The following is a 12,853-nucleotide window of genomic DNA, read 5'->3' as shown; positions in this document are numbered from 1 at the left end:
ACTTCACCTATGACGTACACCCAAACGCCACCAACGCCTACGACGTCGAATGCGCCCTGTTCCACATCCTCGCCCCTACGCTGTCGAACCGCATCCACCCCGACCGACCCAACTTTCACGAAGGGACATGCGTCTTCTGCCAACCAACCCAGCGAGCGGCACGGCAATCACGCATCCGATCTCGACACCAGGCTCGCCACAATTCCCGCTAATCGATAAGAGCAAGGATTCAGGATGACCAACAGCCCGCTCTTCCTCTCTCAAGACAGCCAGCGCGCCGACATCATCCAGATCGACCGCGCCCTAGACTCCATGCGTGACGCCGGCTTCGACGTTACCGCCGCTATCGGCGAACCTCTGGACAACTCCATTGAGGCCGATGCCACGCTAATGCGGATCCTGCCAGTCTTTGGCCCTCGCAAGAAGTCGATCGAGAGCATCATCGTCGCCGACAACGGCATCGGCATCGATCCGACCGTAATGCATCATGTGCTTTCCATGGGCTACAGCTCCCGCTACGGACAGCGACAAGGCCTCGGTCGCTTCGGCGTTGGCCTCAAACTCGCCGGGCTGAGCCTCGGTGAACGCATCGATATCTACAGCAAGCAGGCCAATAACCCAACGATCTACCACAGTTACATCGACCTCGAAGAGATCCGAGAGGGCAAGCAAAAATACATCACTACCTACGAGGCAAAGGACTGGCCTAAGGACGCTTCCAAGCTGATGGTCGGGCGCGACGAACGCACCTTCAGCTCCGGCACGGTCGTGGTTTTCGGAAAGATCGACCGTCTCACAAGCGGAGGGGCCTACGGAACCTCCCTCGACCAGAAGATCGCGGACCTACGTAAGTTCATCGCCCGCGCCTACCGCACTTACATCGACACCGGCCGTGTGATCGAACTCAACGGTAAGATCATCACGCTCCACGACCCCCTGTTCCTGCGCGACAATCCTCGAATTATCTCCCGCTACAAGCCTCTCGACCCTCGTGGGCAACTCATCGAAGAGGCCGACCTGGACATCAACGGCCACAAGGTCCACGTCACTGTGGCCCTCGTCCCCCGCGAATTCCGTCATCGGATGGGAGACGGGGGTGCGTTCGATCTCAACGGCGAAGAGATCAGCGAATACCATATAAACGATGAGAACGCGGGCAGGATCAGCATCCTGCGAAACGGCCGCGAAATCTACTACGACATCGTCCCACGCCTACTCGAAGGCGGCCGCAAAGACAAAGTTCTCCGGTACGTCGCGTTCGAGGTTAGTTTCCCCGCCGAGCTCGACGAGTACTTTCAGGTTCGAAATGTCAAGCGGGGGGCCGAGCCGGTAAGTAAGCTGCGGGACGAACTGCGGAACTGGTTGAGGCGGCCGGTAACGCAAGCACGAAAGCAGGTCAGGCAACATTGGGGCGAGGTGGAGTCGCGCAACCGCTTCGACAACGGTGAGCACAGCGGGTCCATGGATACCGCAGCACGGACCGATCCCGTCCTGCCCAAGGGGCTGGCCGGTCGCAAGGCGACCCCCGAGGAGGAGGAGAAAGTCGTCCAAGAAGCCGCCGCAGACATGGGGCTGGACACGGACGTGGACACCGCCAAGATCGCAAAGATCCGTGAGCAGATAAAGACCAAACCCATTACTCTGCTCGATTCGAGGTGGCCGGGCAAGGAGTTCCTGGAAATCCATCACCTCAATGGCAAGTCAGTCATCAAGCTCAATCACCGGCACTCCTTCTTCAGTGAGGTCTATGCTCCGCTCAAGAAGATCGCTGACGAGGGGGCCGACCACCTTAGCCCGGAGGACATCACAGACCTCGCGCGCCGCGCCGAGGCAGCCATCGACCTGCTGTTCATGGGCTACGCGCGAGCCGAGGGAATGTACGAAGACCCCGAGCGCTTCGATGACCTGCGCACCTACTGGGGGATGTTCACCGAGGCGATGCTGAAGGAGGAATTTAAGGATCAGTGATTCGCAGTTCCGGGGGTTTCCGGGCACTGAGCGCCGCTTACCTCGCAACCCCTGGACCAGCCCACCTAGCCCGCCAATGCACTCGGGCGCAGCGGCGGGTCCGGAACTGGTCTAGGTGGGGCATTGACTCCATTATGTTTGGCAGGATTTAGATCGGGCTTACGCTCTTGAGCGTGGTGTGCCATGGTGGCACCGCTCAACTCCCATGCCGTGGAGGGTAGCGCCCAACGGCGTCATCGCATGAGAAGGGCAACGAAGGATGTTCGGCTCGGGTACCAGGCTCACGTTCCGTGACTACGTGCAAGGTACGTGGGGGAGTTTCGACACGCCAGCCGGCCAGGTCAACTTCGTGATGACCAAGGCCCGGCTCGGCGGAGACGCCGATGCTCCCGAGCGGCAACTCACGAAGTGTCTGGCACCAGTCCGCGAGATCATGGATGCTGGTGACCTGGACTTCCACCAGCTACTCCAGCGTGACCTGGACGACCATCGCGTTGCGGTCAACCTAATCCCCTACCTGCTTAAGCCGCAATCCAACGGGCCAGCCTTCTTCCCGCCGATCATGACCGTGCTCCTACCGTTCCGAAACAAGCGGCCGTCCACCTTCCCGCCCCTGGAGCCTTCCACCGCCACCAACTACGACGACGCGCTGTGGCAGGAGGAACGAGCCGGTAACGCCTTCCAAGTGCATCGGCTTCTAGGTCCAGACGGGACACTGCACGCCGCGAACCTTGGAAAGCTCTGGTGGAACCGTTCGGAGGCGAGTCTCGTAGTCCTGGACGGGCAGCACCGGGCCATGGCACTGCTGGCAGTTGAGCGCACGCTGTCTCATTCGTGGCAGGGCAGTGGAGCCCAGTTCCGCCCCTTCTACGAACACCAGGTCGAGCGGATGCTGCGCGACTACCAGGTCTCCGAGGCGGATCTCGCAAGAATCGAGGTACCCATAACCGTCTGCTGGTTCCCGGAGCAGACCGGTGAAGGGACGAGGCCGCATGAGGCAGCCCGCAAGCTCTTCGTCGACGTCAATAAGGAAGCGCGTCCGCCCAGCGAATCACGGATCATCCTGCTGTCTGACGGGGAACTGTCCAACGTGCTCACCCGCAGCATGCTCAGTGCACTACGCAGTCGCAGTAACGATTCCTACCTCCCCCTCTATGCGGTCGAATACGACAACCCCGAAGTGAACAGCAGCCGTTCCGCGCGCTGGTCGGTGATGACTAACGTTCACCTCTTGAAGATGGCAGTGAATCGCTGCGTATTCGGCCCACCCAAGTATCTGACCAACCTAGCTCAACCGATCAGTGGTCGCGAGAGCCCCGAGGACCGCGACCGTTTTATGCGCTCCCAACTCGACCTGGTCAGTCTACTCCCCGACTTCTTTGAAGACGGCGGATACTCCTACGACAGAGGAAGCATCGGGGACGGTAACTTCCCGCTCGGCCGCCTAGAGGCAATCAGTGAGAGATTCATGGAGACCTGGGGAAAGGCTATATTGACCTTGCTCTCGGGCATCACGCCATACGCAGCTCACGCCGCAAGCCTTACCAAGCTTAAAGAAGACTGGCATGCAGCCGACACTTATGCCTCTCTCGCCCACGATGCACTTTTTGGCGGTGTGGGGGTCTACTGGACTCTCCGGGACAGTTACATCCACTACCAAGGCAATCACGGGACCGGCGGCCGCAAGTTGCCGAAGTCGGATGTCATCAGGGCCTGGGACGCCCTTAAGGGGAAGGAGGCCGACTTCGATATCTATCGATCGCAGGAATATCTTGGATCGACCCGCCCAGAGCGAGTGAAGCGCTGCAAGGCGGCCTACGGCATATTCAACACTCATGCCTGTCAACTCGGCCTTATGATGACTCTCGGGTCGCTATGGGAGCTTCGCAAGCAGCAAGCAGGTGGCGCCGATTTCAAGGATTTGCCAGCTTTCGCGGAAGCACTGGTCAAGGCATGGAACGCCTTTTTCCATCTCGACCACGGCAGAGCTCGCGACCGCAAGCTCGCACTCAACAAGGACGTCACCAACCCGATCAACCAGATTGTCAACATGGACACGCCTCAGGCTGTGTACTTCCGATACTTCTGGATGCAGGCCCTCGCCGTTCCTGAAGCATGGCGACACGCTGAGACATGGCTAGTCGATCGAGATGCCTTCGAATACCTACTCTCACAAGCGCGTAGAATGTATCTGGACTTGTGCATCAAGCAGCAGGAGAAAGCACTCAAGACCAGCCAGCCAGGCCTTCCCAGAAACGATCTGAGTAAAACCGCCGAAAAGTTCGCTACTACCGCACTCAAGAAGGCTCTACGCCACTGGTTCGATGTATCCGAGGAGGACATCGAGACGTGGCTACAGCATCAGCCCACCAACCCCGAACAGATCAGCATCGGTGAGACAGCAACCGCTCCCGAAGAGGGTTCTTAACTAGGCCGCAGATCTACAGCGTTGGATCGGTGCTGCATGAGTAGGATGCTTCTGGCCTGAGAGCATAAATTGGGTCAATCCACCGGCATCTTCGCAGCCACCAGTAATCTCGGAAAAGCTGGCACCTTGTATCCTCAGGATGAGGACCGCTGACGGCGGCGACGGCCCATCGGCTGATAGTGTCTCTGGTTGGGTAAGGTTGCCCTGCTCGACAATCTTCGGAAAGAACGTCATGAACCTTACCGTTTTCGATGTACGCGAGATCGCCGCAATCCTCGCAGGTGCACGGACTAAAGGCACCTAGGAGGTTCATGAGTACCTTGCCGACCATTTCTACGCCTTTGTCTTGAGGACTAGGCCGGATGAGACGCGAGCTGATTTTTATGCATTGATTGATGAGGCCCTCTGACTTGCCGTTCTTGATGTGAAGTAAAAGGTGCATACTGGAGACCATGTCAAAGGAGTTGGCGCGCCTTCGGGCCATGCGCGAGAACCTCACACCCGAGAGCCCGATCGCCCTAAGGCTAGCCCTTGAGGTACAGACCCTCTGCCCCCGTTGCTTGGTCGAGATCGGCGAACCTCACACGCAGGACTGTGTCATTGCTCGGTGCCTGATTAGCGGTCGGCAACGTGTCCAGTGCTCTGAGGACCACGACTGCGGTCGGCAGGAGTGGAGCGGTGTGTATCCCGGCACAGTGGACGCTATCGAACTCGGGCTCTGGTCCCGCCTCGACCCCACTGTTGGCTGGGTGCCGTCCACCCCCGAGGACGAAGCCGCGATACCGGACCTCAACACGCTCCTTCACCGGTGCTATTGGGACGCCGCAGGTCAGAGATGGAGTGAGAAACCAGCGTCCATATAGTCGGAAATCGCAAGTAGTCACATGTGGGGACATCCCTAACATCACCGCCACTGGTCGGCAAATCCGCCTCTAGAGCACCGGTCAGCGACTCCGCATCATGCGGGGACTGGCCAGCAGGCTGGGCGGCCATCGAGATGTTGCTGAATATGCGACAGCGACATCAGTCGCCGTCTCATTCGTCCCGGCCAGGCCAGCTTGGACGCAGCTTGACAACGTCCTGCCTGAGGAGCACCGCGGCGCACTGCACCGCTAAGAGCCTGAACATCGCCCTGGGCCCTCGACCGCTTCCGTCAGGCGAAGGCCGCGTAACCACGCCGGAGCGCACCGGCGCAGGATCCGGTCCTGGGACCCGCATGAAACGGTTCCCCGCGATGGAGCCGACCCAATTTGGACAAGGTCCCGCTGGCACTAACCCATCCCAGACCGAACGCGGTGGTGACGAGCCCGCTGGGCGGGTTACAAGCTCGCGTGTTGGAGATCTACAGGTCCAGGTGTCCGAGTGCGGGCAGAGCCGCGAACCGCATCTTCCGGGTGATCTCGTCGACCGAGTGGCGTCTCGGTTGATAGCCCGCACAGTTCACGTGTTCACTCCGCCTTTTGGTGGGTGCTCAGATAGCGGTTGAGGATCTGCTGTTCGCCCGCGGTTTCCAACAACAGCGTGACAGTGGGGTCGGCTGGCGGAACGGGTTCATCACAGAGCGCGGTGGCGATCTTGTCCAGCGCGGCCAGCGGGATGGTGCTGCGGGCAAGCGCATCAACCAGGTCGCGATAGCGGGCGGCGGTGGCCCCATGCAGCCGACCGAGCAGATAAGTGCGGCGCTGGTGCGCATCCTGCACGTCGGTCGGGTTGGTGACAACCAGTTCGCAGATGTCAGGTTCGCCGGCGAGGCCGCGAAGAGCGGCCACGAATCGAGGGCCGGCGTGGCGGAGCTGGAGCAGTGCGGCGTCGGGAGCGGCGATGGCTTCTTCGACGCTGGTGAACCCGTTGCGATCGAGCAGGTTGTAAAACCGCGACTCCAAGCGCGGGCGGAGCGTGTGCAACGGGGTGGTGCTCTCCGGAAGAGGGTGGAGCCGCCAGCCGGTGACGGCGCCTCCGCTGAGCGTGCCACGGATCTGTTCGGCGAGTGGGGAGGAGCCGACTACGTGCACGATGCCTGGAGCGATGGCGAACATCAACGCGGCGTCCGGTCTGCGATGGCCCGGAGTTCGAGTGTCCACAATATGGGAGGCGTGTTTGCGGGTGCCGAACTGGCTGAGGATCTGGAAAAGCGCGTCGGGCAGTTCGTCCCCGGCGGGCTCAGCCGCAATGACGTCGGGCGGGGTGCAGTGGATGAACCGCGCAGCCGGTTCCTGTAGGCCCGCGCGCCGTACCGGATCGAACACTGTGAAATCCATGAGTCGGGAATCCATCTCGTGGCGAGATCCTACTGCCAGAACGCGTTCGATATCCCCCGAGGCAGGGGAACTCTGGGCTCGTTTGCCCCGGGTGATCGTGGCCAGCATCGGTTGACCCGGCTTAGGTTCCGGGGCGGGCGCGAGTGTTTGTCATGGTTCCGCGTTCGGTATCAACGCGCGTCGGCTTGATCAGCGAGTTGGGTCAGTTCCGCGGCGAGCCTGCGTGCGCCGTCGGGAGTGAAGTAGAAAACGCTGTCGCCGCCGTCGGATAGGCGGAGGTGGGTTGGGCCGGGTGTGGTGGCCAGGGCGGGAGTCCAGGAGGTCAATTCGAGCTTGAGTTCGCTGTCGGCAGGGTCCTCGTACAGGGTGGAGGCGCTGTCGGTGACGACCGTGGTCGGGCCGTTGTGGTGAAAGCCGTCCTCGGCGAACAGGACCGGGTCTGGGCCGAAGTGATCGCCGGTACACCACGGCGGGCATGGCTTGGGGGTGATTCCGAGCGCTGTCAGTTGCTCCTCGGTGGTTCCTCGTGGTCCGGGCGGTGGGTCCGGAGACTGGTTCATCGGTGCGTCCTTCAGCTGTCGACGGGCGGCCAGTTTGTCACGTCCGCCGCGGGCTGCCGGGGCTCCTCGGTTGAGGGCGGCCAGGATCTGCGCCTGGGGATTGTCGGGCGAGCTGTTCGGCAATGTGGGTGGCTCACAGAAGGGTCAGCGCGATTGGTTGTGCGAAGCCCAGAGTCTCCGCCACCTTCCACGATCACAGGCGGGTCGCGTGGCGTGGGGTGGCGGCATGCTTCTCCCGATTCGGGGCCTCGCAGTTCCCAGCACGCCGTGGGTGAGAGACGAGGAAACGCAAGGAGAACGAAGCGGGGGCCTGAGGTGCTGATGGGGGGCGTTTGGCGGGTGAAGGTCGGGTTGCCCGATCGAAAGGTGGAATCCTGTGGAACACCCGAGCGAGGATGACCCGATCATGTTGTCCTATTACTGCGGGCCGGAGTCGGAGACCGCAGAGACCGGCCTTGCTGTCCATCAGATCGCCACCGAGGCACGTGGTTGTGGCAGGGCGAGCTGCGTGACGACCCGCATGTCCCGGTCCCAGGTCCCCAAGCCCTCACCGGCCGAGGTGGGGGTGGAGGGGCGAGGGCTGTGGAAGCGACCGCGGCGCGGGCTGCCGCGGGGGTCGTGATGCGCCGGATCAAGACGATCTCCGAACCGGTTTCGGAGTACATGCGCGGGGCCTATGAGTTCTCCTCCCGGCTGGTCGAGGCCGGGGAGGACATCCGCTGGCTGCCCCGTCGCCTGGCGTCCTGTGTGTTCCTGCCGGGCAACGACATGTTCGTCATCGATGGGGCGTTCGTCATGTTCAACCTGCACGATGGCGACGACGGCCCGGCCGGGCAGCAATGGGACGACGACCCGGCGCTGGTAGCACGGTGCCGGGAGGCATTCGAAGCGGCGTGGGCGGTCGCTGTGCCGCACAAGGACTACACGCCGCGGGCCTGAACCGTTTTTCGATGACCGACCCGAAGGCTGGCCACGATGGGGGCGTGGGACATCCCGCCGCCTGGCCGGCGTAGCCGGCCGAGGGGGCCGCATCAGCACCGCCTTGCGCATCCGGGGCCTGCACCGGGTCATCACCTTCGAGCACACCGGTGGGTACCTGGTCAGCACGGCCCTCCAAGATGTTCGGGTTCGTGGCCGTGCAGGGGGCGGGCGCTCACCAGGCCAAGCTGCTGGTGATGCGCGACGGCGAGGTCACCCTTCGGTTCGACGACGGGACCGACCCTGACCCCAGCCTCTTTGCGGAATGCTCGAATCGATGACCAGCGGTTCGGGCACTTTGAAGACATATGGCGTGTGCCCTGCTGGACATCGTCACCAGAAGGTCGAACATCGAGCGAGCTGCTGCTCGCAATTGTGGAGCTTCTTGGGGTGAACGCTGTCGTTCGCGCTAGGCGTCGGTCGGTACGCGCGCGCGGCGGACAGAATAGTAAATATCAGGAAATGTTCCCAGGGTTTCTTGGGGGCTAGAAAATTATTGCTCCTTGGCGATAATCTCATCGTTTGTCATATGTGTTGCCTCTCCTTGTCTGATGTTGAAGCCGAAAAGGTGTTTCCGGCATGAGGAGTGCGGGTCATGACTGCGAGGCCGTTGAGCGGGTCCCGGGAGGCGGGCCGGGGCACGGGGGCGGACACGCTCCTGGCGTGGGCTGAGCGGTCAGGGAAGTACCAGGTGGCGCAGCCGCGGAAGGACGGGTTGCGGTTCGCGTTCTACGGGCGGGTGTCGACCGAGGATCACCAAGATCCGGTGACGTCGCGGGCGCGGCAGCATCATGCGGCCGTCGAGCTGGTCAGCGGGCATGGGCGGATTGTGGCGGAGTATTTCGATGTCGGGCACAGTCGGGTGTTGCCGTGGGCGCGTCGTCCTGAGGCGGCGGCGTTGTTGACGGCGATGGCCGATCCGGATCGTGGGTTCGACGCGGTCGTGGTGGGGGAGTATGAGCGGGCGTTCTACGGCAACCAGTTCGCTCTGATGGCACCGCTGTTCGATCACTACGGTGTGCAGCTGTGGATGCCCGAAATCGGCGGCCCGATCGACTTCACCTCCGAAGCCCACGAGCGATTGATGGTCATCCTCGGTATGCAGTCCAAGCGGGAGATCACCCGGACCAGGATCCGGGTCTCCACGGCGATGGCGGCACAGACCCGTGAACAGGGCCGATACCTGGGCGGCCGCCCGCCCTACGGGTATCGGCTGGTGGATGCGGGTCCGCACCCCAACCGCGCCCACGCCGCCTGGGGACGCCGGGCCCACCGGTTGGAACCCGACCCACAGACCGCGCCGATCGTGGAATGGATCTTCGCTCAGCGGCTGGCCGGGCACACCGGGTCCCGCATCACCAGGGCGCTCAACGACATGCACATCCCCTGCCCGTCGGCGGCCGACCCGCGGCGTAACGCCCACCGATCCAAGCAGGCATGGGCCCTGACCACTGTGCAGACGATCCTGGCCAATCCTCGCTATACGGGCCGGCAGGTGTGGAACCGCCAACCGAGCGAGCATGATCTGATCGATCCGGCCAATACGGGGCTGGGGCATCGGCGGGTGCAGCGGTGGAACGTGCCCGACGGCTGGGTGATCTCCGCTCGTCCCGCGCATCCGGCCCTGGTCAGCGAGGCGGACTTCATCGCCGTGCAGGGCATCCAGACGCCGCGCGGCACCCCTGTCAAGCCGGGCCGCTGTTACCTGCTGGCGGGCCTGCTGCGCTGCGGGATCTGCGGGCGCCGGGTGGAGTCGTGCTGGGCCAACAACCGGGCGGCGTACCGGTGCCGGCACGGCCATACCAGCGCGTCGCGCTCGGATCCGGATCGGCCCAAGAACCTTTACGTCCGTGAGGACCACATCCTGCCGCACCTGCCGGCCCTGCACCTTCTCCTGACCGGACCGTCAGAGACCGTGCCGGGCGGCGCGGAATTCGACCCCAAGGAGGTCATCGACTATCTGCGCACCAGCAAGGTCACACTGACTTATGAGCCCGAGACCCGCACTCTGCGGGCGGGCACGCCGAAGGAGGTGAAGGTCACCATCGACCGGAGACGCTGATATCACAACGCTTCGCGGGTGTTGCATGTGCCGTTCTGGTGCGCGGACTATGGCCGGGTGCTGACGGCGCCCACATCCGCGGCGGAAAGGAGGTGATCAAGCAGTAAAGGGACCGACCCTTTCGGGGAATTCTAGGCCCCGAGGGGCGCTCTGGAATGCCTTAAAACGGGCAATTATGTACAAACTCTGTGTCCGAGTCGGACACGCACCAAATCCCCATATATCACTCTACCCCTGGGTGAAGTCCCACTAAACACCGCAGCCCCGGTCGACAAGGCGGAGGACTGAGCCGCCATGGCGAACACCAAGCCTTCACTCCCCGACCAGGTGATCCGGTGGGCCTCCACGGTCAGCGTCATCGTGCTGGCCGGCATAGCCGCAGTGATCAGCTACAAACACATGTATCAACTGGTGCTGCGATACGGAGAAACGTCCTGGACGGCGGCGCTGCTGCCCGTCAGCGTGGACGGGATGATCGTGGTGGCCTCGATGTCCCTGCTGGTCGACTCCCGGCAGGGCCGCCGCAGCGGGCTTTTGCCGTGGACGCTGCTGGTGCTGGGAAGCGCCGCCAGTCTGGCCGCCAACGTCGCCGTCGCCGAACCATCGGTGGTCGGCCGCCTCATCGCCGCCTGGCCCAGTTGCGCCCTAATCGGGGCCTATGAGCTGCTGATGCGGCAGATCAGACGCACCGCCGTGATGAAAACGGGGCGTGACAACGCTGTCCCTGGTGTCACATTGGATGCGGCACATAGGACTCCTGAGGCCGCTCATAGGATCTCTGCGGCGACTCATCGGGGCTCTGAGGATTCTCATAAGGGTCCCCGCTTGGCCCCAGCGCCCTCAGAGGAGTCTCTGAGGAGGCCAGCCGCCCGGCGAAAGACCTCAGAGAAGTCTCATAGCGGCCGCGCCTTTGACCTCATACGTTCCGCGGAATCGTCCCAGGAGCGTGGCGCAGCCGATGGCGCGGCGGTACAGCGCTCACCCTCATCTCGTGCAGAGGGAACAGGCGATGTGGATATCCAGCGACGCGCGTGGCGGTGGGCGGTGGCCAACCGCACGCCGGAGGGGGATCTGCCGCCGGGGAAAGCGATCGGCAGCCGGTTCGGGCGCAGCGAGCGCTGGGGACGCCTGGTCAAGCAGGCTGGCCGCACCGGACGCCTCGACACGGTTGCCTCTTGACTATCCAAAAGTAAGACCTGCGACGACGCCGACCTACCACGTCGCCTTGGACATGGTCACCCACGGCCCGGCGTGGTGGAACGGTAAGTGGGCCGTCGGCGCCCATTGAATCTCTCTAAACTAGAGTGAGCCGGCGACCGATTGGCTGTAGCACGGTGCAGTCTAGTTACCCCACTCAAGGACACGAAGCCATGGCTGAGCCTGATCCCCAACACATGACCACGTTCTGTCGTGAGGTAGTGCCTGAATTTCTTCAGGAGGTGTGCCAGGTTCAGACGGCTGAAGCACAGGCCATTTGTGATGACATCCTTGGTCGCGCCGAGGCGTTCGCTGCCTTGGATCAGCGCAGTCAGCAGGATGTGCTGATTACGCCGTTCATCGAAGAGGTCTTTGATCACGAGCCACTGGACGCTCCGCTCGAACTGAAGGCCGCCGTCACTGTTGTCGTGCGCAACAGCAAGCTGGAAGAGGTGCATGTCCAGCATCTCGTTAACGCTGACGGGCTGAGGGCGCTCACTCGCATGGCCGCTGGCCCGCTGTCCCATCTGTTGGCAGCCCGGCGTCGAGATCCTTTGCCCGTACCAGGCGACAGTCCCTTCACTGACCTCGATACCAAGTACCCACGAGCGTGGACGTGTCTCTCGGCCGTAGCCGAAACCTTCGCCAGTGGAGGCCGTAGTGGCTACCGGGCACCCGAAGCTCCAGTGCCAGATCTACCCTCATCCGACGAGCATGCTGCGGCCAGGCAAACGGATGAGGGCATCCCAAAAACCGTATTCAGTGCCATTGATCCCCGCTTCGACCATCATCTTATTGAGGTGCTCCAGCAAGTCACGACCGAGAATATACCGATCTTCGTTCCGGCGCTGAGCCGCTTCTCTCGCAACAGCGACAAGCTTATGCGCGTCGTGGAGTTCTTGCTGGCTCATGGCGTTACCATCCTGACCACCAACTACATGCTGCGTCCACAGGACGTTTGGGTGCGACGACGGCAGCTCGTCAAGCCGGACAGTTATGATCCCTCCAAGGGCCTGCGGGATATCGCTAGTCTGAGTGGTGCTCATCGGGCCGCAGCATTGCAGGTGTTGGCGGGGGTGGAGGAAGAGTAGGAGGCTGAGGTAGGCCAGAGGTCCAGCTCTGCAAGGCAGGATAATGATGCTCATGGACGTTAACAGCCTCAGAAAGACCATTGCAAGTCTGATCGCTTCGTTGGAGGGCCACGCCTTCCAGGCGTTCTGCGATCGACTGGGCTCTGAGCCGCACATATCAGGAGTAGTGCCCACGCGGGGGTGCCGCGAAGAGCCGTTTGTCCGCAGAAGCGCCGGCCAGTGCATGGCCGTGTGCGAAGACAAAATGGCCGGGGATGGCCGCCCGTCCGTTTGTGACATGCCTGATGTTCTACTGCTTGAGCAGCTACTGC

At 62.4% G+C, this 12,853-nt stretch carries 8 protein-coding genes; 6 read left to right on the top strand and 2 right to left on the bottom strand.

What is annotated here, in order from left to right:
• The first annotated feature begins 234 nt into the window (after positions 1-234).
• Positions 235-1,968, top strand: coding sequence for an ATP-binding protein (locus BZB76_RS00385; protein ID WP_121432293.1), 1,734 nt, complete (start codon positions 235-237; stop codon positions 1,966-1,968).
• A 259-nt stretch (positions 1,969-2,227) separates the two neighbouring features.
• Positions 2,228-4,396 carry a DNA sulfur modification protein DndB gene (locus BZB76_RS00380; protein ID WP_121432292.1) on the top strand — a complete coding sequence of 723 codons (2,169 nt, stop codon included), beginning with the start codon at positions 2,228-2,230 and terminating at the stop codon, positions 4,394-4,396.
• Positions 4,397-5,844: 1,448 nt separating this feature from the next.
• Here BZB76_RS00380 and BZB76_RS00375 read toward each other — a convergent pair.
• Together BZB76_RS00375 and BZB76_RS00370 are read right to left on the bottom strand one after the other, a co-directional pair.
• The gene (locus BZB76_RS00375) at positions 5,845-6,654 is read right to left on the bottom strand and encodes a hypothetical protein (protein ID WP_121432291.1); all 810 of its coding nucleotides are present in this window, start codon (positions 6,652-6,654) and stop codon (positions 5,845-5,847) included.
• 170 nt (positions 6,655-6,824) lie between these two features.
• Positions 6,825-7,337, bottom strand: coding sequence for a DUF6907 domain-containing protein (locus tag BZB76_RS00370; protein ID WP_147449248.1), 513 nt, complete (start codon positions 7,335-7,337; stop codon positions 6,825-6,827).
• Positions 7,338-7,796: 459 nt separating this feature from the next.
• On the opposite strand from BZB76_RS00370, the gene BZB76_RS00360 reads away from it, so the two are divergent.
• The 4 genes from BZB76_RS00360 to BZB76_RS34045 all read left to right on the top strand — a co-directional run bounded on the left by BZB76_RS00360 (position 7,797) and on the right by BZB76_RS34045 (position 12,542).
• Positions 7,797-8,153, top strand: a complete 357-nt coding sequence (locus tag BZB76_RS00360; RefSeq protein WP_147449247.1) for a DUF6879 family protein — start codon at positions 7,797-7,799, stop codon at positions 8,151-8,153.
• 754 nt (positions 8,154-8,907) lie between these two features.
• The gene (locus BZB76_RS00355) at positions 8,908-10,254 is read left to right on the top strand and encodes a recombinase family protein (protein ID WP_211342761.1); all 1,347 of its coding nucleotides are present in this window, start codon (positions 8,908-8,910) and stop codon (positions 10,252-10,254) included.
• 294 nt (positions 10,255-10,548) lie between these two features.
• A complete protein-coding gene (locus tag BZB76_RS00350) occupies positions 10,549-11,433 on the top strand; it encodes a DUF2637 domain-containing protein (protein WP_121432286.1) in 885 nt (294 codons plus the stop codon).
• Positions 11,434-11,624: 191 nt separating this feature from the next.
• Positions 11,625-12,542 (top strand): recombinase family protein, encoded by a 918-nt coding sequence (locus BZB76_RS34045; RefSeq protein ID WP_147449246.1) that lies wholly within the window; start codon positions 11,625-11,627, stop codon positions 12,540-12,542.
• Positions 12,543-12,853 lie beyond the last annotated feature (311 nt).

The organism is Actinomadura pelletieri DSM 43383 (assembly GCF_003634705.1).
Classification (GTDB): Bacteria; Actinomycetota; Actinomycetes; order Streptosporangiales; family Streptosporangiaceae; genus Spirillospora; species Spirillospora pelletieri.
The sequence above is the reverse complement of the archived record's forward strand: the minus strand, read 5'-3'. Positions and strand labels throughout refer to the sequence as shown.

Excerpts from the sequence above, each read along its gene's own strand:
- BZB76_RS00385 (WP_121432293.1), top strand. The coding sequence starts at position 235 with ATGACCAACAGCCCGCTCTTCCTCTCTCAAGACAGCCAGCGCGCCGAC.
- BZB76_RS34045 (WP_147449246.1), top strand. The coding sequence starts at position 11,625 with ATGGCTGAGCCTGATCCCCAACACATGACCACGTTCTGTCGTGAGGTA.
- BZB76_RS00375 (WP_121432291.1), bottom strand. The coding sequence starts at position 6,654 with ATGGATTTCACAGTGTTCGATCCGGTACGGCGCGCGGGCCTACAGGAA.
- BZB76_RS00380 (WP_121432292.1), top strand. The coding sequence starts at position 2,228 with ATGTTCGGCTCGGGTACCAGGCTCACGTTCCGTGACTACGTGCAAGGT.
- BZB76_RS00350 (WP_121432286.1), top strand. The coding sequence starts at position 10,549 with ATGGCGAACACCAAGCCTTCACTCCCCGACCAGGTGATCCGGTGGGCC.